Here is an 18,639-nt window from a genome sequence, read left to right on the forward strand (position 1 = left end):
GCAGTAACCCTGGTCTGCAGGGCTGCAGGGCTGCAGAAAGATCGGCCAGCGCTCGTGGCGACGAGCGTTCAGTCCGATCCGTCAGCGGCGCCCACTTCGGCTTCGATCATCTGCACCAGCGCCAGGGCCGGCGCCGAGAGCGCCGAGCGCCGCCGCATGGCCAGCAGCAAGCGCCGCTCGACCTCGGCCCCGGTCAGGCGCAGGGTGACGAGACCGAGGGCCTGTGCGTAGAGCTGCGCCGCAGACGACGGCAGCACGGCGATGCCCAGACCGCAGGCCACCATGCGGCACATCGAGTCGAAGCTGCGCACCTGAACGCGGATGCGCAGCGTCAGGCCCGCCGCTTCGGCGGCGGCGATCACTTTGCGCGTTAGCGATGCACTTCGCGCCAGCGCGATCTGGTCGTGGCCGAGTGCATGTTCCATCGCCACCGTGCCGGCACCGGCGCCCGCACCCGCCGTGGCCAGCGGGTGGGTCATCGGAACCAGCAACACCAGCTCGTCGACATTGCAGGGCAGCGTTTCGAGCCCGTCACAGGGCACGTTGTCGCCGATGACGGCCAGTTCCGCCGTGCCCTTCTGGACGGCGCGCACGCCGTCCTCGCTGAGCGTGTCGTCGAGGTCGATGCGGACCTTCGGGTAGCGCTCGGCATAACGCGCCAGCACCGCGGGCAGGAAACCGCCGAAGGCCGACGGGTTCGCGCACAGGCGCAGGTGGCCTGCCGCGCCGGCGCGGAAATCGTCGATCGATTGCGCCAGCTGCTCCAGGCGGGCGATGACCTCGATCGCCAGGCGGTGCACCGTCTGCCCTTCGGCGGTGGCGGACACGCCGCGCTGCCTGCGCTGCAGCAGCGGTACGCCGCAATGCTGCTCGAGGTCGGCGATGCGCTTGCTCGCCGCCGCCAGCGAGATGCCGAAACGATCGGCGCCGGCGGTCAGGCTGCCTGCATCGAGCGCGGCGACGAACAGGCGCAGCGTGACGAGGTCGAAGCGGTTCAGATTGATCATGGCCAGCGGGTCGACGGCAACGAAGGTCAACGGCAACGAAAGGACACCTCAACCGATGCCGAATGGCGCATCGGCACGCGAGCGGCAACCATTGGGTCAAGCCGTTGCGTCACGCAGGGCCCATCCGTCTGACAAGCCCAGGAGACATCATGCAACGACTCTTCGTCGCCGCGGCGCTCGCCGCCTTCTCGCTGCTCGCCCAGGCCCAGGCCTGGCCGGCGAAACCGGTGACGGTCATCGTGCCGTTCCCGGCCGGCGGCGGTACCGACGCGTTCGCGCGGCCGCTGTTCGCGCAGCTCACGAAGCAGCTGGGGCAGCAGGTGATCATCGACAACCGCGGCGGCGCGGGCGGCAACATCGGGGCATCGATGGCCGCCCGGGCCACGGCCGACGGCCACACCTGGCTGATGGGCGCGGTGCACCACGCCATCGCGCCTGCCGTCTACCCGAAGCTCGACTACAGCCTGGCGCATGACTTCGTGCCGGTCGCGCTGCTGGCCAGCGTGCCGCAGGTGATCGTTGCCAACCCGCAGCGCGTGCCCGGCAAGACGCTGAAGGAGCTGCTCGCGCAATTGCGCGCGCCCGCCAGCGCGCTGAACTACGGCTCGGCCGGCAACGGCACCTCGCACCATCTGGCCGGCGAGCTGTTCAAGCTGCAGACGAAGACGGCCATCGGCCACGTGCCCTACAAGGGCGCCGGCCCGGCGCTGCAGGACCTGATCGGCGGCCAGGTGGACCTGATGTTCGACGGCCTGGGCTCGTCGGCCACGCACATCAAGAACGGACGGCTGAAGGCCATCGCCATCGCCGGCACACGGCGCGCGACCGCCTTCCCCGACATTCCGACGACGGTCGAGGCCGGTGTCCCGGATTACCAGGTGTCGACCTGGTACGGCCTGTGGGCGCCGAAGAACACGCCGCCCGCGGTGATCGAGCGCATGACGCAGGAACTGGCGAAGGCCTTGGCCGCGCCGGAGATCAAGGCCGCATGGACGGCCCTGGGTGCCGACACGCCCGCGCTGGTCGGCGCGGCCTTCGGCGAGTTCGTGGCCTTCGAGACGAAGCGCTGGGCCGACGTGGTGAAGGCCGCCAGCGTCAAGCTGGACTGAAGCAGGTGCCGTGACGATGCGCCATCCTCTCGAGACCTTGGGCATGCCATGACTGCCAGGACCTGGACCACCCGCGCCGACAACCGCGCCGCGCGGCTGGCGCGCGCCGCTCAGGCCCTCGGCCCGCGCCTGCGCGGCAAGCGCGTGCCGAGCGAGGCCATCACCGAGCTGCTCGAGGCGGTGATCGAGCCGCACGACCGCGTCTGCCTCGAAGGCAACAACCAGAAGCAGGCCGATTTCCTCGCGCAGGCCCTGGTGCGGCTCGACCCGCAGCGGGTGCACGACCTGCACATGGTGCAGTCGGTGCTGGCGCTGCCCGAGCACCTGGACCTCTTCGAGCTCGGCATCGCGTCGCGCCTGGACTTCAGCTTCTCCGGCCCGCAGGGCGCCCGCCTGGCGAAACTGGTCTCGGAACGCCGCATTCAGATCGGCGCGATCCACACCTACCTCGAGCTGTTCGCGCGCTATTTCGTCGACCTGACGCCCCAGGTCGCCCTGGTGGCCGCACACGCGGCCGATGCCGAGGGCAACCTCTACACCGGACCCAACACCGAGGACACGCCGGCCATCGTCGAGGCCACCGCGTTCTCCGGCGGCATCGTGATCGCGCAGGTCAACGAGCTGCTCGACGACGGCAGCGCCCTGCCGCGGATCGACGTGCCGGCCGGCTGGGTCAGCTTCGTCGTCAAGGCGCCGCGGCCGAACGTCATCGAGCCCCTCTTCACCCGCGACCCGGCGCAGATCAGCGAGATCCAGGTGCTGATGGCGATGATGGCCATCAAGGGCATCTACGCCGAGTACGGCGTGCAGCGGCTGAACCACGGCATCGGTTTCGACACCGCGGCCATCGAGCTGCTGCTGCCCACCTACGGCGAGTCGCTCGGCCTGAAGGGCAGGATCTGCCGCCACTGGGCGCTGAACCCGCACCCGGCGCTGATTCCCGCGATCGAGGCCGGCTGGGTCGAGTCGATCCACTCCTTCGGCTCGGAGCTCGGCATGGAGGACTACATCCGCGCCCGCTCCGATGTGTTCTTCACCGGCCCCGACGGCTCGCTGCGCAGCAACCGCGCGTTCTGCCAGGCCGCGGGCCACTATGCCTGCGATCTCTTCATCGGCTCGACGCTGCAGATGGACCTCGACGGCAACAGCTCGACCGCGACGCTCGGGCGCATCACCGGCTTCGGCGGCGCGCCGAACATGGGCGCCGATGCGCGCGGCCGCCGCCACGCCAGCCCGGCCTGGCTGCAGGCGGGTCGCGAGGCACGCCAGGGCCGCTCCGGCGCGGCCGGCACGCCGCGCGGCCAGAAGCTGGTGGTGCAGATGGTCGAGACCTTTCGCGAGCACATGCAGCCCGCGTTCGTCGAGCGGCTCGATGCCTGGCAGCTGGCAGAGCAGTCGGGCATGGCGCTGCCGCCGATCATGATCTACGGCGACGACGTGAGCCACGTGCTGACCGAGCAAGGCATCGCCAACCTGCTGCTGTGCCGCAGCGACGAGGAGCGCGAGCAGGCGATCCGCGGCGTGGCCGGCTACACCGCCGTCGGCCTGGCACGCGACGAGCGAATGGTGGAGAACCTGCGCGACCGCGGCGTGATCCGCCGGCCGCAGGATCTGGGAATCGATCCGCGCCAGGCCACGCGCAACCTGCTGGCCGCGCGCTCGATGCGCGATCTCGTGCGTGCGTCCGGTGGCTTGTACGAGCCGCCGAAGCGCTTCAGGAACTGGTGAACGGACATTCGACCGCGATGAGCAAGCTCCCTCCGGGCCTCGAGACGCTGGCCTACACCCTGCCCGGGCAGCAGCCTGCCGGGCCCTTCGCGCCGGTGCTGGTCGGCGTCGTCGGATCGGGCAACCTCGAAGTGCTGCTGGAATCGATCGCCGGCAGCGAGTGCCGCGTGCACATCGAGACCTCGGCGCGCGGCTTCGGCGCGATCTGGGAAGCCGTGGTCAACGACTTCCATCGCCGCCATCCGCTGGCCGGCGTGCGGGTGTCGATCCACGACATGGGTGCGACGCCCGCGGTCGTCAGTCTGCGGCTCGACCAGGCTGTTGCGGAGCTGCCATGAGCCCGCCCGGCCGCCCGAAGGGCTCATACCGGAGCGCGCAGCGCGGAGGTTTCCCAATGATTGACGCGTCCTCCATCAGTTATTCCGAATGCTCGGCGCGCGAGCGCATCGCGCGATTGCTCGACGCCGGCAGCTTCCACGAATGGCTGCCGCCGGCCGAGCGGGTGACCAGCCCGCACCTCGCGCAGCTGGGCGTGCCCTGCGCGTTCGACGATGGCGTGGCGATCGGGCGGGCGACATTGGCCGGGCGGCCCGTCTTCGTCGCGGCGCAGGAAGGCGCCTTCATGGGCGGCGGCGTCGGCGAGGTGCATGGCGCGAAGCTCGTCGGGCTGCTCAGGCGCGCGCTGCGCGACCGGCCCCAGGCGGTTCTGCTGCTCGCCGAATCCGGCGGCGTGCGCCTGCACGAAGCCAATGCCGGACTGATCGCGGTGTCGGAAGTGATGCGCGCGCTGCTCGATGTGCGCGCCGCCGGCATCCCGGTGATCGTGCTGATCGGCGGCGCCAACGGCTGCTTCGGCGGTATGGGCATCGTCGCGCGCTGCGCCGACCACGTCGTGATGAGCGACGTCGGCCGGCTCGCGATGTCGGGGCCGGAGGTCATCGAGGCCTCGCACGGCGTTGACGAGTTCGACGCGCGCGATCGTGCGCTGGTCTGGCGCACCACCGGCGGCAAGCACCGCTGGCTGGTCGGCGATTGCGATGCGCTGGTCGAGGACGACGTCGAGGCGTTTCGCACGGCGGCCGTCGCTGCGCTGGACGCTGCTCGACCCGTGACCTTGGACACACTCGAAGCAGAGCACGCGCTGCTGAAGGCGCGGCTGGCGCTGCTGGCCGAGCCGGTCGACGGCGACGAGGCACGGACCCTGTGGTCGCGGCTGGGCGTGGCCGAGGCCGAGCGGATCGGCGACCTCGATGTGAATGGCATGCACGCGCTGCGCCGCACCTGAAGGAGATCGGCAATGGACTGGAACACGCTGGCAAGCGCGCTCTTCGGCGCCGACCACGGCATCGTCCGCACGGGCGACTTCCTGCACGGCGACGTGCTGTTCGACGGCGCGCCGCTGACGATCATCGGCACGACCCACCACGCGCCGATCGGCGTCGCGCTGGCACTGGCGCAGGCGCGCCTCGTGCTCGACACGATGGCCCGCCATCCCGCGCGGCCGATCCTGCTGCTGATCGACACGCAGGGCCAGCAGCTGCGGCGGCGCGACGAGCTGGTCGGCATCAACCGCGCGATGGCGCACCTGGGCATGGCGATCGACCTGGCGCGGCGCCGCGGCCATCGCGTGTTAGGACTGGTGTACGACCAGGCGCTGTCGGGCGGCTTCATCACGTCGGGCCTGATCGCGGACGCCTGCGATGCGCTGCCCGAAGCCGAGATCCGCGTCATGCGCATTCCGGCGATGGCGCGCGTGACCAAGCTGCCCGAGGCGATGCTGACGGAGCTGTCGCAAGCCAATCCGGTGTTTGCACCGGGGGTCGAGAACTACGTCGCGATGGGCGGCCTGCGGCGCCTGTGGCAGGGCGACCTGCCCGCCGCGTTGCGCAGCGCACTGGACGATTCGCCGACGGACGACCGGCGCGCCAGCGACGGCAAGGCGCGCGGCGGCCGCCGCCTGGCCGCGGACGTCGTGCAGCGCGTGCTGCATGCGGACTGAAGGCGCTGCCATGCCCCCGCTGCATCGGCACCAGCTCGTGCACCTGACGGCGCAGGGCTGGCATCAGGTTCAAGCGCAAGCCACGGACGCAGAGGCACGCACCTGCATCGCGCACTGGGCCGCGCGGCGCCTGCCGCTCGTCGTGACCCGTCAGCTGCGTTGCGACGGGGCCGCGAAGCCGGACGAGCTGGCCGTGGGCCTGGCCGCGCCAATCGCCTGGCAGCGCCGGCGCATCGGATTGACGGTGGCCCGGGCCGACGTCGCGTGGTTCGACGAGTTTCCGCGCATCGAGTCGCTGCTGCCGGAGCTTCGCGGCCGCGGTCGCGAGGAGGTACGACGGCTGTGCGTCGCGCTGTCATCGCTCAACGCACGGGCCCGCGTGTACGGCAGCCATGGCTGGCAATTGCTGAGCGGACTGTCGTACGTGCATCCGCGCTCGGACATCGACGTGTGGATTGCCGTGGCCGACGCCGGCCACGCGGATGCCGTCGTGGTGGTGCTGGATGCCTTCGGCCACGAACGTGCGCCCCGCCTCGATGGCGAGCTGCTGTTTCCCGACGGTCGCGCAGTCTCGTGGCGCGAGTGGCGGGCGTGGCGCGCGGGCCGGTGCAGCGCGATCCTCACCAAGACCTTGACCGGTGCAGCGCTCACACAGGCACCCGCGGCCGAAGCCATCGGCACGGGCAAGGAGACGGTGCCATGGTGAATGCGCAAGCTGCGCGCGCGCCCCGCACGCCTTGGACCGCGGCGAGCCCGGCGGCCTGCGCGATCGGCCGTGCGGCGACGCTCGCCCTCTACGACGAGCTGGCGCTGTCGCCCAAGCCCGGCCTCGTGACGCTGACCGATCGCGGCAGCCACGACGACATGGATGCGCGCACCTTCATGCGCAGCCTGATCGCGTTGCGCAACTACTTCCGCACGATCGCCGCGCTGGGCGCCGCGCGTGCGCCCTTCGACGCGCTGGAACGCTGCGGCATCGACGCCGAAGCGCGCATGCTCACCGCCACCGGTGGCGTCAACACGCACCGCGGCGCCATCTTCACGATCGGCCTGCTCTGCGCTTCGGCCGGCGCGCTGGTGGCCGCGAACCGTCGCATCGACGCCGGGCGATTGCGTGCCGAGCTGCTCGAGCGCTGGGGCGATGCGCTGGTGGCCCGCGCAGTCCGACCCTCCCACTTGCCGGGCGGACAAGCCGCCCGCCGCCTCGGGCTGCGCAGCGCGTCGGCCGAAGCGTCGCTCGGCTTTCCGGTCTTGTTCGACACGGCGGCGCCTGCGCTGCGCGATGCCTTGCGCCGCGGCATGCCTGCGGACGCTGCGCGCCTGGATACCCTGTTCCACGTCATCGGCGTGTTGGACGATGCCAACCTCGCGCACCGCGGCGGCCTCGAAGGCCTGCGCTTCGCGCAGCGTGCGGCGCAGGCGTTCCTCGCCGCCGGCGGGTCGTCGACATCGGATGGCCTGGCCCGTGCGCAGGCGATCGGTCGCCAGTTCGTCGCCCGCCGGCTTTCGCCGGGGGGCGCCGCCGACATGCTCGCCGCCGCCTGCTGGCTGCAGCGCATCGGTGCCTCGGGAAGCCCCGGTCGCGTGACATGAGCGTCGGCCTGCTGTTCTCGGGCCAGGGCACGCAGCATCCGCAGATGCTGAACTGGCTCGACGACAGCCATCCGCTGCTGCGGCAGATGACATCCCTTTTGGGAGTTAGCAACTGGCGCCAGGCACTCGACGATCCGACCTGGGCCACGCGCAACCGCCACGCCCAGGTGCTGCTCACCGGCGTCGCGCTCACCGCCTGGGCGCAGCTCTCGGCCGGGCTGCCAACGCCGGCAGCCATCGCCGGCTACAGCGTCGGCGAACTCGCCGCGTTCGCGGCGGCCGGCGTCTTCGATGCCGACATCGCGATGGCCTTGGCCGTGCAGCGCGCCGAGGCCATGGACCGCGCGGCCGCGCAATCGCCCGGCGGCCTCGCTGCCGTCGGCGGCCTCGGCGCGCCGGCCGTCGCTGCGCTGTGCCGTGCCACGGGCGCTGCGGTCGCCATCCGCATCGCCGCCGACACGGTCGTGCTGGGCGGCTCGACAGCGGCACTGATGGACGCCGAGCCACGCGCGCTCGAGCTGGGCGCCAAGTGGTCGCCGCTGAAGGTCGGACTGGCCTCCCACACGCCGGCGATGAGCCCGGCGGCGCAGGCGTTTGCGACGGTGCTTGCCGGCATGGCGTTGAAGCGTCCGACGACCCCACTGTTCAGCAACACCGATGCCGGACGGATCTTCACTGCCGAGCAGGCGGCCCGGGCACTGGCAACCCAGATCGCGCAGCCGGTCCAATGGTCCGGGTGCCTCGAGGCCGTGCACGCGAGACAGCCTGCGTGCGTGCTCGAAGTCGGGCCGGGATCGGCGCTGGCCGCGATGTGGAACCGGCGCTATCCCGAGGTGCCGGCGCGCTCATGCGATGAGTTTCGCAGCGCGCGGGCGGTGATCGACTGGGTCGCCAGGCTCGCCCGTTGATCGCCGGAACGGAAAGCAAAGACCCCATGTCGACAACGCTTGGCGCGATCGACACGGGGTGTACTTGGCGTCCCCGAGGGGATCTGAATCAACCCCTGGCCAGTACCAGCACGGTCGCTGGATCCACGATCTCGTACAGGGCCAGGTAGCCGATGCTGCCGGCCCCCCCGAGCGTTTCGCGAGAGCGCTTCGTGCATTGGCGGGATGTGGCTGATCAGTGGATCACCTCCTCCAAGGGGAGCGACACCTCCGCGCGCACTGCGCGGCGCAACACGCGCACCAGCATGCCGGGCGCAAAGAGCGATGCCGGGGCCGCCACCAGGTGCGCCACCTTCATGAACGCGAGCGCCACGGCGGGGTCGTGCTCGGCGGCGCGGAACACGCGTGCGAGGTAGGCATTGACGAAGCGCACCGGCGCCGGCCGGGCACCGGGCACGCTCGGGATCGCGAGATCGGCACCCACGGCCAGTTGCCACGGCACGTCGATGGCTTTCGACGCCGCGATGAAGAAGCGTGCGTGCAGGCTCTCCAGGCCTGTCGCAAGCGCGTCCCGCAAGGCGAGCGCCTCGCTCGCGGCCACGCTCATGCCCTGCCCGTACACGGGATTGAAGCTCGCGATCGCGTCGCCCATCACGAGAAATCGCTGCGGAAACCGCCTGAGCTTCTCGAAGTGACGGCGCTGGCTGTGCGCGAAGCTGTAGCGCGTGACCGGCGCGAGCGGCTCGGCCTCACGCAGGATGCGCAGCAGCGCCGGGTCGCCCATGCGGCGCGCGCGCTCGCGCATGCCCTCGAGTGTCGGCGCGGGATGGTCACCCGCGTAGCCGCCGAGCGTCACCACCCAGCGCGCCACGCCGTCGGCGCAGGCTTCCTGTGCGAGCAGCACGCCGGGCATGGGCAACTGCGGCGTGGCGGCGAAGACCAGCGCGGCGATGCCCGGCGCATGCTGCGGCTCGCGCTTCAGGTAGGTGGTGGCATAGCCGATGCCCACCGTCACGCGCTCCTCCTCCGGCGCGTCGAAGCCCCAGTCGCGCAGCCATGCCGGTGTGCGGGAGCCGCGCCCGGTGCAGTCCACCACGAGGTCGGCGGCCAGCGTCTGCTGCGCGCCGCCGCTGCGCTGCGCGATGCGCACACCGGTGACGCGCGGACGCGCCTCGTCGAGCGTCGGCTGCAGGATGTCCACGTCGGTCAGCGCGCGCACGCGTGACAGCGCGAGCACACGGCGTCGCACCTCGGCCTCGACGGCGAGGCGGCTGCACGCGATGCCGGCGCGGCCGCAGGCCGTGCCGTGCGCGAAGCGCCGTCCGGCGGCGACGAATGGCGCGTTGGCCTGCAGGTCGCCGACGAGCGCGCCTTGCGCTTCGAGCGCGGCGGTGAAGCCGGGAAACAGCGACTCCAGGATCTCGCGCCCGCGCGCGAGCAGGCCATGCGCATGCAGCGCCTGCGGCGTGCCCTTGCGCGGCGCCGGGCCGTCGGGCAGCGCATCGCGCTCGAGCAGCCACACTTCATCGAAGCGCTCGGCCAGGATGCGGGCAGCCAGCAGGCCGGCCATGCTCGCGCCGAGCACGAGCGCGCGCCGGCCGAGCATCTGGGGGGATTTCGAGAACCACATGGGACACCTCCGGTTCGCTGGGTGCCCAGAGCTTCGGCGCGGGCGGCGCCGAATCGCCAGCCGAAGATGCTGTCGAAGAGGGTGTCGAAGAGGCCGTCGACCGTGCGCCCTGTTCAACCCGTCTCTTGCGTCCACAGCGTCTGCACGACGCGCTCGATGCCGGTGGCGAGTTGGTAGCGGTAGGTGCCGAACGGCAGCGCCAGCCGCTCCGCCGCCAGTTCCTGCGAGCCGGCCGGGCGGAAGTACGTGAGCTCGAGCGCGCGCCAGAACTTGGCGTCGCGCGGCCGTGCGCGCAGCGCCTGGGCCTGCTCGAGCAACAGGCGCCGCAGGGTATCGACCGGCGCTTCCCCGTCCGACGCGGCGGCGCGAACGCTGTCGCATTGCACCAGCGGGTTGGCAGCCAGCGCCGTGGCATCGTGGTACAGCCGCAGAGCATCGCGCACGGCGCGTTCGAAGTCCGGCCGCGCCAGGCGCTGCGGCGCCGTGATCGCGGCATCGAAGGGTGCTGTCGGCCGGGCAAACGTGCGGGCTGCCATCGACCCGAGCCACGGTCCCGGCGGCACGGCGCGCCAGTCGTGCACGTAGCAGCCGAGCGGCAAGGCGTCGACGACCCTGTCGCAAGCGGGCATGCGCACAAAGCCGATGTGGCTCATCATCGGCCGCCAATGGTCGGGTTGCTCGACGCAGATCACGAAGGCGCCGAGCCGCGGCAGCGTGAGCCATTCATGGAACTGCGACATCTGCAGTGCGTTCATCGCCGCCGAGGGTCGGCGCTGGCCGCCCTGCGCCAGGTTCCAGCGCGCGAGCAACTGGTGGTCGTTGGGACGCATCGAACCCGCGTCCTGAAATGCGCGCCACACCGCGGCGAAGACGGGGTCACTGGCTCGTTCGGCGTCATCCAGCAAGGCCAGGTCGATCGAGAGCGTCGCGGCCACCAGCTCGCCGGGCGCTAGCCGGGCGACCCAGGTGCGCGTGGCGCGATGCGCGAACCAGTGCTCCACCGTGGCGTGCTGCGACGCGGGCAGCTCGGTGCTCATCAGCGCCCGCAGCGCTGCGAGGTCGTCCGCACCCGCGGGCTCGAAGTACACGCTGCCGAGCGCGCGGAAGTCGACGAATGGCTGCAGCGCGGGCGAATGCCGATTCAGGAACATGATGTCGAACACCCGGCGCGCGTTGCGCGCGACATCCTTGAGCAGGTGCTGGTGCACCGCGACGTGAACCTCACGGTGACGCTCGCGATTGCGCCAGTGCAGCTCGTCATCGATCGCGTCGCGCACCAGATCGTGCGGGAACAGCCCGCCGGGCGCGTGTTCGATGAAGCTGAGCGACGCGAGCCAGTCGAACAGCTCGCGTGCATGGTCGCAATCCACCGCGTCGACCAGCAGCGGCTCGGTCGTGATGCGCGCGTGCGCGCAGACCTCGAGCGCGCGGCGATGCAGTTCGGTCGGCACGTGCGCCGTGAAGCGCTCGGCGAGCCGGCGCACGACGTCGGGGCCGAGCTGTGCCGGCAGTTCGCCGCGGGCGGCCGCGATATCGGCCAGCAGCGTCAGCGCGAGCGGGTGGCCATGGCTTGTGCGCACGATGCGCTCGTGCAGCTCGAGCGGGATCGCACGCGCATCGAGATAACGCGCACACTCGGATGCCGCGAGGTTGCGCAGGCCGATCACCCGCGCCCCCTCGCGCCACAGCGCGTCGCTCGTCCACGCCGGGTCGGGCGGCACACGCGCGGCGATCACCACGCGCGTGGTGTCGGGCAGTTCCGGCAGCAGCGTCTCGCGCAGCCAGCCGTCCAGGTGCGCGATGCATTCGAACGTGTCGATCACGAGCAGGCGACGCGGCTGCTGCGACCAGCGCTCGACGACGCACGCGAGGGTCGCGTCGCCCGCTGCGAGCCCGAGCGCCGCGCCGAGTGCGCTGAGCACGCCATGCGGCGCGGGCTCGATGTCGCGCGCGTCCAGGCGCAGTGAATCGATGCCGTGGGAAGCCGCGAGCGCACGCACGCGCTCGAGCAGGCTCGTCTTGCCGACGCCGCCCGGCCCGTGCACGAAGAACACCGCCACGCGTGGCGGATCGAGCGCCAGCGATTCGCGGACCAATGCCAGCTCCGACTCGCGGCCGACGAACCGCTCGGCTGCGCGAGCACGCAAACGATCGATAAGGCGGGTCATGGCTGCACGATGATAGCCAGCCGGCAGTTGTCGAGCACGATCGACTGGCTGCGCGCCTGCGATCTCGCGCCGGTGCGCGATCCGTCGCTGGTCGCGAACTCGCCACCCCCTCAGCGCAGGTCCCTGAGCAGCCGGCGCAACACCTTGCCCGCGCCCGTGGCGGGAAGCTGCTCGACGAAGCGCACCTCGCGCGGCACCTTGTAGGCCGACATGTTGTCGCGCGCCCACGCCATGAGCGAATCCGCGTCGAGCTCGCGCCCGGGCTTGCGCACGATGAAGGCCCGGACCACCTCGCCCTTGGTGGCGTCCGGCACACCGATCACGGCCGCCTGCGCCACGGCAGGATGCTTGATGAGGATGCCTTCCACCTGCTCCGGGAAGACCGGATAGCCCGACACCTTGATCATCTCCTTGATCCGTCCGGTGAAGGTGAGATAACCGTCCGCGTCGAGGGACCCCATGTCGCCGGTGTGCACCCAACCGTTGCGCAGCGTTCTCGCCGTGCCCTCGGGATTGTTCCAGTAACCCTTGAAGACGCCGGGACTGCGAAGCACGATCTCGCCCTGCTGGCCCGTGGGAACGGGTGATCCGGTGTCGGGATCGAGAATGCGCAGCTCGTTGCCTGGAATCGGAATGCCATTCGTGCCCCACCGGATGGCGTGCTGCGGCATGTAGGTGTCCACCGTGTGCGTCTCGCTCAGGCCATAACCCGATTCGAACGACTGACAGTTCGGCGCATGCGCGCGCCACTGCATGGCGAGCGACTCGGTGAAGGTGATGCCGAAGCTGGTGACCGAGTTGATCCGCAGGCTGGACAGGTCGTGGTCTTTCGCGCCCGGCACCTGCATGCAGGCCACGTTCATCGGGGCGATGCTGTACCAGTTGGTGATGCGATGCCGCTCGATCGCCTGCAAGGTGGCCACGGGATCGAAACGGTAGAAGAGCACGCTGGTCGCACCCTTCAACACCGGTACGTTCACGCCCGCCACCATGCCCGCGATGTGGTACAGCGGCGCGACCGCGAGCAGCACGTCGCTCGCCTGCACGCCTGCGCAATCGGCCGCCGCCGCGCTCTTGAAGAGGGCGTTGCCGTAGGTGAGCATCGCGCCCTTGGGCAGCCCCGTGGTGCCCGAGGTGTAGGTCATCAGCGCGACGTCGTCCATATCCACCGTCACGGGCGGTGCCGCAGCGCCGGACCGGGTGACTGCCAGGAAGTCCTCGCAGCCGGCAGGGATGGCGCGAGGTTCACGCTTCATCGCCAGCAGTTCCGGCAGGACGTCGACCGCGGGCTCCTCCGGCAGCAGGTCGGCGTAGCGGACAACGAAGACATGCTCGACGGCCGTCTGCGAGCGCACCTTGTCGACCACGGGCAGCAGGTCGTCCGCGACGACGATCACGCGTGCCTGGAGGTCGTCGAGCTGGTACTGCAGCTCATGCTCCTTGAACAAGGGGCTGCAGGGGCACACGATGGCGCCCAGCTTCTGGATGCCGTAGTGCGCCATGACGTACTGCGGGCAGTTGTTCATGAACAGGACGACCGGCGCGCCCTTGCCGACACCGAGCTGTGCCAGCCTGGCCGCAAATGCGTCACTGGCTCGGTCCAGCGCCGCATACGGGATGGGGCGGCCGTACCAGACATAAGCAGCCTTGTCGGGCTGCTCGCGCGCGTGCCTCCGCAGGTGTTCGTGCAGGGGTTGCCGTGCTTCCATCGCGTCACCTTCGGTCTTCGGATCAACCCACTATATACCAAACGGTAGGAATCATGCTACCGTGCGGTATACGTATGCGACCACCTGCCACATCCCCCCAGGGCCGCCAGCGCCCCGACCTGCGCGATGCCCGCGCCGAGGCCGACGCGAAGCGAGAGCGCATCCTGCGCGTCGCGGAGCGGCTCTTCCATGAGAACGGCTACGCCGACACGACGATGGAACAGATCGTCGGCGAGCTCGGCGTGACCAAGCCCTATGTCTACTACTACTTCCGCAACAAGCAGGAGCTGTTCGAGCTGCTCACCTGGGAACCCACGGTCGCCTGCTTCACGGTGCTCGACGGGCTCGACGACGCGCTGCCGGCCCACGAGAAGGTGGCGTGTGCGCTCGAGGGCTTGATCCGGATCACCATCGAGTACTACCCGTCCTCCTTCTTCGCATTTCGCGAACCGCATGCCTTCCGCCCCGAATTCGCCGCCGAGTTGAAGCGGCTCGCCCAGCACTTCTACGGCAAGCTGTGCGCGCTCCTGGAGCAGGGCCGCGCCGAAGGCGCGCTCGACTTCGGCGACACCCGAGTCACGGCGCAGGCGGCGTGCAGCATCTCCGGCTACATGTACACCTGGTATCGGCCGGACGGACGCCTCAGCGCCGAGCAGATGCTGCGCGAGCTGGCGCCCCTGGCCTGGCGCGTCATCGGGCTCGAGCGCAAGGATTTCCCACCGACCAAGGAGCTCCCATGAGACTTCCCGTATTGGCGCTTGCCGCCGCGCTGGCGGCCGGCCCTGCCCAGGCGCAGGACAAGACCTTCAAGGTTGCCTTCATCGACCCGCTGTCGGGGCCCTTCGCCAGCATCGGCAAGCTGATGCTCAACCACATCCAGCTTCCGCTCGAGGACATCAATGCCAAAGGCGGCATTCTCAAGGGCACTCAGCTGCAGCTGCTGCAATTCGACAGCAAGCTGGCGGCACAGGAAAGCATCAGCGCGCTGCAGTCGGCCATCGACCAGGGGGCGCGGGTCGTGGTCACGGGGGGATCGGGTTCCTCGGTGGTGTCGGCGCTGGTCGGCGCCGCGGCGCGCCACAACGAGCGCAACCCGGACAAGGCCATCCTCATCCTGAACCACTCGTCGATCGATCCGGACCTGACGGGCAAGGCCTGCAACTTCTGGTACTTCCAGTTCGAGGCCAACACGGCCATGAAGATGAAGGCCATCGCGAACTACGTGAAGAAGCAGGCCGACGTGAAGAACGTGTACCTGTTCAACCAGGACTACACGCATGGCCGGCAATGGGCACGCTACGGGCAGGAGCTGGTCGGCCTGGGCCGACCCGATGTCAAGTTCGTCGGGCAGGACTTCCACCCGATCGGACGAGTGAAGGACTTCGCCGCCTACGTCACCAAGATCAAGGCCGCGGGCGCGGACAGCGTGATCACCGGCAATTGGGGGCAGGACCTGACGCTGCTGCTCAAGGCCGCGGGCGAAGCCGGCGTTGACCTGCGTTATTTCAACCACAATGCCGGCGCGGCACCCGGCACGGTGCTCGCCGTGTCGCAAAGCAGGATGGGCAAGCTCACCTGGGTCGCGGAATGGCATCCGGGACAGGAGCACATGCCCAAGGTTGACGCGCTGGCCAAGGCCTACAAGGCCAAGACGGGCGAAGAGTATCTGGGCCCGCGCGCGGACCTGATGCTGCGCATGCTCGCCGCGGCGATTCACAAGGCCGGCTCGACGGAACCCTTGAAAATCGCGCGTGCGCTCGAGGACTTCGCGTTCGAATCGGCGGTCGGGCCGGTGCGCATGCGCGCCGAGGATCACCAGCTGTTGCTGCCGCAGGTGGTGAACACCATCGCGCCGGTCGACGGCAAGACGGTGAAGACCGGGTGGGAAGGCACGAATTGGGGCTTTCGCACCGACGCGGCGTACAGCGGAAACGAAATCGCGCAAGGCACGGAGTGCCAGATGGTGCGCCCGTAATTTGAAAGCCCGAAGAGAACTCGATGGCGCACATCCAAACCACGGTCCAGGACCACGTCCTCGTGATCACGCTCAACCGGCCTGAAGCCCGCAATGCTTTCGATCGCGCCATGGCCGAAACCATGGAAGCGGTGATGGACGACTACGAGGCGCAACCGGAACTGCGCGTCGCGATCCTGCGGGCCGAAGGGCCCACATTCTCGGCAGGACAGGACCTCAAGGCGGCCGAGCGGGGCGAGGCAGCGGTGTCTGCCGTTCGCGGCGGCTTCGGCGTGTTCGACAAGCCGCCGACGAAGCCGCTGATCGCGGCCGTCGAGGGCCAGGCACTCGCCGGCGGGATGGAGCTGACGCTGTGCTGCGATCTTGTCGTCGCGTCGCGGGACGCGGTCTTCGGCTTGACGGAGGTTCGTCACAGCCTCGTTGCCCTGGGCGGAGGGTGTTTTCGTCTCCCGCAGCGCCTGCCTTACCCGATGGCGATGGAACTGATCCTGACCGCGGAGCCGAAATCGGCGGAGTTCATGCACCGGTTGGGGGTCGTCAACAGCGTGGTCGAACCAGGCCAGGCAATGACCGAAGCATTGCGGTTCGCGAAGCTGATCGCGCGCAACGCACCGCTTGCCGTGCGCGCGTCCAAGCAGATCGCATGGGCGTCGATGAGCCAGCGCTGGTCCGACGAGCAGGCCTGGGACCGGCAGGCGCGGATCGCTGCGATGGTGCTCGGTTCAGACGACCTCCGCGAAGGCCTGCGCGCGTTCGCGGAGAAGCGCCCGCCGGTCTGGAAGGGCCGCTGAGCCTGCAGCGAAGGCACCGCGGCACGGCCACGACGCAGAGCAGATCGTCGTCACGCAAGGAACCGGCGCCGCACACGAGCTGCTGGGCACCGTCGCCAAGGCGATCAGCCCGGCCTTGAGGATCGGCATCCTCGCCGCGCCGCACGCCACAGCACAAGGCTTCGTTGCCGGCCCAAATTCCAAGCATTGCCTCGTGCCGGCAGCACCGAACCGCACCAACTTCTGCAGCCGCTGCCTAGCATTGCCGATACGAACTGCACCACCCACCCGGAGCTCGGGTCGAGTGCAGCATCGGGACCGCCAGAGGTACTTTCCCTTCAACCTGCCAGCGAGACACACCGTGATATTCCGACCCAAATACATCACCTTCGACTGCTACGGCACGCTCACCAATTTCCGCATGCACGAGGTGGCCACCCAGATCTACGCCAGCCAGCTGCCGGCCGAGCGGCTGCCCCTGTTCCTCAAGGACTTTGCGGCGTACCGGCTCGACGAGGTCATGGGCGACTGGAAGCCCTACGACCAGGTGCTGAAGTCGGCGATCGCCCGGACCTGCAAACGCCACGGCGTCGCCTTCCGCGAGGAAGACGGGCGCAGGTTCTACGACGCCGTGCCCACCTGGGGCCCGCACGCCGACGTGCCGCAGGCGCTGACCCGCGTGGGCAAGGAGATTCCATTGGTGATCCTCTCCAACGCCATGAACGAACAGATCCACTCGAACGTACGCAAGCTCGAAGCGCCGTTCCACAAGGTCTATACCGCACAAGACGCTGGCGCCTACAAGCCCCGGCTCGCTGCGTTCGAGTACATGCTGGACCAGCTCGGCTGCTCGCCGCTGGACATCCTGCACGTGTCATCGAGCCCCCGCTATGACCTGATGCCCGCCGACGACCTGGGCATCAAGAACAAGGTCTTCGTCAACCGCGGCCATGAACCGAGGGCCAACGAGGCCTACAGCTTCGCAGAGATCCGCGACATCAGCGGCCTGCCCGCACTGGTCGGGCTGTAAGTGGGCGGTGCGCATCGCGCGCACCCAAGTCTCCACGAACGGATCGAGCCCTAAAGCGGCTGCATGCGAGCCGCGGGCGCGTGCCGCATCGGCCCGCGCCCTCCTTCTCAGTACCCCCTGGACCGGTCGATGACGTTCAGCAGCGGCTCGCCGCGCTGGTGCCGCCTCAGGTTTTCCAGCAGGATGGGCGCGGCAGAGTCGGGCTGGGTCATGCTCGCCACGTGCGGCGTGAGAAACACCCGCGGATGCGTCCAGAAAGGATGTTCGGGCGACAGTGGCTCGGGATCGGTCACGTCGAGAATCGCGCGCGACAACCGGCCCGAATCCAGAGCCTCGATCAGATCGGCATCCACCAGGTGCGGCCCGCGACCCACGTTGATCAGCGCTGCATTGGCGGGCAGCATGCCAAAGAGCTCGCGGTTCAGGATGCCTTGGGTGGCCGGTGTGAGCGGCAGCAGGCAGACCAGGACGTCGCAGCCGGCGAGGAAGGGCTGCAGCTGCTCGGCGCCAGCGAAACTCTCTACGCCCTGCACAGGGCGCAGGCTGCGGTTCCAGCCACGCAGCCGGAACCCATAGGCGCTCAGACGCTCGAGCACCGCGCGACCGAGCACGCCCATGCCCATGACACCGATGGTGCGGCTGGCCGCGGGCGGCACCTCCAGCGCGTTCCAGCTGCGCGATGCCTTGGCAGCCACGTAGTCGAAGAAGTCACGGTGCAGGGCCAGCACGGCGAGGCTCACGTACTCGACCATGCCGTTGATGATGCCGGGCTCCACCATGCGCGCGATGGGAATGTGGGCCGGCACGGCCGAGAAATCGACATGGTCGACCCCGGCACCGGACGAGAACAGCACCTTGAGCCGGGGCAAGGCGGCGAGGAACTCCCGCGGGGGCTGCCAGGCGATCAGGTATTCGATCTCCTCGAGCTTGCCGGCTTCGGGCCAGACGCGGAAATCGAGGTCGGGGGCGTGTTCCGCGAAGTAACGTGCCCAGGCGGCGGCGCGCGGCGCGTCGGATCGATAAAGAATGCTCAT

Annotated in this window: 17 protein-coding genes; 12 read left to right on the plus strand and 5 right to left on the minus strand. The window is 69.6% G+C overall.

Translation table 11 applies throughout. The features are described 5' to 3' along the window. Window positions 1-68 precede the first annotated feature (68 nt). Complete coding sequence (locus tag HLB44_RS27425) at window positions 69-1,043, minus strand: LysR family transcriptional regulator (RefSeq protein ID WP_343051585.1); 975 nt, start codon at window positions 1,041-1,043, stop codon at window positions 69-71. Window positions 1,044-1,156: 113 nt separating this feature from the next. Here HLB44_RS27425 and HLB44_RS27430 point away from each other — a divergent pair, with 113 nt between their 5' ends. From HLB44_RS27430 to HLB44_RS27465, 8 genes are read left to right on the plus strand one after another with little or no spacing between them, the layout of a single operon-like run. Next, a complete protein-coding gene (locus HLB44_RS27430) occupies window positions 1,157-2,116 on the plus strand; it encodes a tripartite tricarboxylate transporter substrate binding protein (RefSeq protein WP_173130473.1) in 960 nt (319 codons plus the stop codon). A 48-nt stretch (window positions 2,117-2,164) separates the two neighbouring features. After that, a complete protein-coding gene (mdcA, locus tag HLB44_RS27435) occupies window positions 2,165-3,844 on the plus strand; it encodes a malonate decarboxylase subunit alpha (protein WP_173130476.1) in 1,680 nt (559 codons plus the stop codon). Window positions 3,845-3,861: 17 nt separating this feature from the next. After that, complete coding sequence (gene mdcC, locus HLB44_RS27440; protein ID WP_173130479.1) at window positions 3,862-4,182, plus strand: malonate decarboxylase acyl carrier protein; 321 nt, start codon at window positions 3,862-3,864, stop codon at window positions 4,180-4,182. A 56-nt stretch (window positions 4,183-4,238) separates the two neighbouring features. Continuing rightward, on the plus strand, window positions 4,239-5,129 hold the full coding sequence (locus tag HLB44_RS27445) for a biotin-independent malonate decarboxylase subunit beta (protein WP_173130482.1): 891 nt from the start codon (window positions 4,239-4,241) through the stop codon (window positions 5,127-5,129). A 12-nt stretch (window positions 5,130-5,141) separates the two neighbouring features. Continuing rightward, window positions 5,142-5,843 carry a biotin-independent malonate decarboxylase subunit gamma gene (locus tag HLB44_RS27450; RefSeq protein WP_173130485.1) on the plus strand — a complete coding sequence of 234 codons (702 nt, stop codon included), beginning with the start codon at window positions 5,142-5,144 and terminating at the stop codon, window positions 5,841-5,843. Between the two features lie 10 nt (window positions 5,844-5,853). Beyond that, window positions 5,854-6,549 carry a malonate decarboxylase holo-[acyl-carrier-protein] synthase gene (gene mdcG / locus HLB44_RS27455; protein ID WP_173130488.1) on the plus strand — a complete coding sequence of 232 codons (696 nt, stop codon included), beginning with the start codon at window positions 5,854-5,856 and terminating at the stop codon, window positions 6,547-6,549. Beyond that, window positions 6,543-7,436 (plus strand): triphosphoribosyl-dephospho-CoA synthase MdcB, encoded by an 894-nt coding sequence (gene mdcB, locus HLB44_RS27460; protein ID WP_173130491.1) that lies wholly within the window; start codon window positions 6,543-6,545, stop codon window positions 7,434-7,436. Before mdcG ends, mdcB begins: the two co-directional genes overlap by 7 nt. Further along, window positions 7,433-8,344 (plus strand): acyltransferase domain-containing protein, encoded by a 912-nt coding sequence (locus HLB44_RS27465; RefSeq protein WP_173130494.1) that lies wholly within the window; start codon window positions 7,433-7,435, stop codon window positions 8,342-8,344. Before mdcB ends, HLB44_RS27465 begins: the two co-directional genes overlap by 4 nt. Before the next feature lie 214 nt (window positions 8,345-8,558). On the opposite strand, the gene HLB44_RS27470 is transcribed toward HLB44_RS27465, so the two are convergent. The 3 genes from HLB44_RS27470 to HLB44_RS27480 form a co-directional block, all read right to left on the minus strand. Continuing rightward, on the minus strand, window positions 8,559-9,953 hold the full coding sequence (locus HLB44_RS27470; RefSeq protein ID WP_173130497.1) for an FAD-dependent oxidoreductase: 1,395 nt from the start codon (window positions 9,951-9,953) through the stop codon (window positions 8,559-8,561). Between the two features lie 113 nt (window positions 9,954-10,066). Then, a complete protein-coding gene (locus tag HLB44_RS27475) occupies window positions 10,067-12,121 on the minus strand; it encodes an ATP-binding protein (RefSeq protein WP_173130500.1) in 2,055 nt (684 codons plus the stop codon). Between the two features lie 110 nt (window positions 12,122-12,231). Continuing rightward, window positions 12,232-13,830, minus strand: coding sequence for an AMP-binding protein (locus HLB44_RS27480; RefSeq protein ID WP_173130503.1), 1,599 nt, complete (start codon window positions 13,828-13,830; stop codon window positions 12,232-12,234). 74 nt (window positions 13,831-13,904) lie between these two features. On the opposite strand from HLB44_RS27480, the gene HLB44_RS27485 reads away from it, so the two are divergent. From HLB44_RS27485 to HLB44_RS27500, 4 genes are all read left to right on the plus strand, one after another. Then, window positions 13,905-14,570, plus strand: a complete 666-nt coding sequence (locus HLB44_RS27485) for a TetR/AcrR family transcriptional regulator (protein ID WP_173130506.1) — start codon at window positions 13,905-13,907, stop codon at window positions 14,568-14,570. Further along, entirely contained in the window at window positions 14,567-15,805 is a 1,239-nt protein-coding gene (locus HLB44_RS27490) for a branched-chain amino acid ABC transporter substrate-binding protein (protein WP_173130509.1), read from the plus strand. Before HLB44_RS27485 ends, HLB44_RS27490 begins: the two co-directional genes overlap by 4 nt. A gap of 23 nt (window positions 15,806-15,828) precedes the next feature. Further along, window positions 15,829-16,596: a crotonase/enoyl-CoA hydratase family protein gene (locus tag HLB44_RS27495; RefSeq protein WP_173130512.1), complete on the plus strand. Its 768-nt coding sequence runs from the start codon at window positions 15,829-15,831 to the stop codon at window positions 16,594-16,596. A 340-nt stretch (window positions 16,597-16,936) separates the two neighbouring features. Further along, the gene (locus tag HLB44_RS27500) at window positions 16,937-17,605 is read left to right on the plus strand and encodes a haloacid dehalogenase type II (protein WP_173130528.1); all 669 of its coding nucleotides are present in this window, start codon (window positions 16,937-16,939) and stop codon (window positions 17,603-17,605) included. A gap of 107 nt (window positions 17,606-17,712) precedes the next feature. On the opposite strand, the gene HLB44_RS27505 is transcribed toward HLB44_RS27500, so the two are convergent. After that, on the minus strand, window positions 17,713-18,639 hold the full coding sequence (locus HLB44_RS27505) for a 2-hydroxyacid dehydrogenase (protein WP_173130531.1): 927 nt from the start codon (window positions 18,637-18,639) through the stop codon (window positions 17,713-17,715).

The sequence above is a fragment of the Pseudaquabacterium terrae genome (assembly GCF_013266755.1).
GTDB lineage: Bacteria > Pseudomonadota > Gammaproteobacteria > Burkholderiales > Burkholderiaceae_C > Pseudaquabacterium > Pseudaquabacterium terrae.

What these genes read in the sequence shown, in the direction of transcription:
- HLB44_RS27430 (WP_173130473.1), top strand. Translation starts at nt 1,157, where the DNA reads ATGCAACGACTCTTCGTCGCCGCGGCGCTCGCCGCCTTCTCGCTGCTC.
- mdcA (WP_173130476.1), top strand. Translation starts at nt 2,165, where the DNA reads ATGACTGCCAGGACCTGGACCACCCGCGCCGACAACCGCGCCGCGCGG.
- mdcC (WP_173130479.1), top strand. Translation starts at nt 3,862, where the DNA reads ATGAGCAAGCTCCCTCCGGGCCTCGAGACGCTGGCCTACACCCTGCCC.
- HLB44_RS27445 (WP_173130482.1), top strand. Translation starts at nt 4,239, where the DNA reads ATGATTGACGCGTCCTCCATCAGTTATTCCGAATGCTCGGCGCGCGAG.
- HLB44_RS27450 (WP_173130485.1), top strand. Translation starts at nt 5,142, where the DNA reads ATGGACTGGAACACGCTGGCAAGCGCGCTCTTCGGCGCCGACCACGGC.
- mdcG (WP_173130488.1), top strand. Translation starts at nt 5,854, where the DNA reads ATGCCCCCGCTGCATCGGCACCAGCTCGTGCACCTGACGGCGCAGGGC.
- mdcB (WP_173130491.1), top strand. Translation starts at nt 6,543, where the DNA reads ATGGTGAATGCGCAAGCTGCGCGCGCGCCCCGCACGCCTTGGACCGCG.
- HLB44_RS27465 (WP_173130494.1), top strand. Translation starts at nt 7,433, where the DNA reads ATGAGCGTCGGCCTGCTGTTCTCGGGCCAGGGCACGCAGCATCCGCAG.
- HLB44_RS27470 (WP_173130497.1), bottom strand. Translation starts at nt 9,953, where the DNA reads ATGTGGTTCTCGAAATCCCCCCAGATGCTCGGCCGGCGCGCGCTCGTG.
- HLB44_RS27475 (WP_173130500.1), bottom strand. Translation starts at nt 12,121, where the DNA reads ATGACCCGCCTTATCGATCGTTTGCGTGCTCGCGCAGCCGAGCGGTTC.
- HLB44_RS27480 (WP_173130503.1), bottom strand. Translation starts at nt 13,830, where the DNA reads ATGGAAGCACGGCAACCCCTGCACGAACACCTGCGGAGGCACGCGCGC.
- HLB44_RS27485 (WP_173130506.1), top strand. Translation starts at nt 13,905, where the DNA reads ATGCGACCACCTGCCACATCCCCCCAGGGCCGCCAGCGCCCCGACCTG.
- HLB44_RS27490 (WP_173130509.1), top strand. Translation starts at nt 14,567, where the DNA reads ATGAGACTTCCCGTATTGGCGCTTGCCGCCGCGCTGGCGGCCGGCCCT.
- HLB44_RS27495 (WP_173130512.1), top strand. Translation starts at nt 15,829, where the DNA reads ATGGCGCACATCCAAACCACGGTCCAGGACCACGTCCTCGTGATCACG.
- HLB44_RS27505 (WP_173130531.1), bottom strand. Translation starts at nt 18,639, where the DNA reads ATGAGCATTCTTTATCGATCCGACGCGCCGCGCGCCGCCGCCTGGGCA.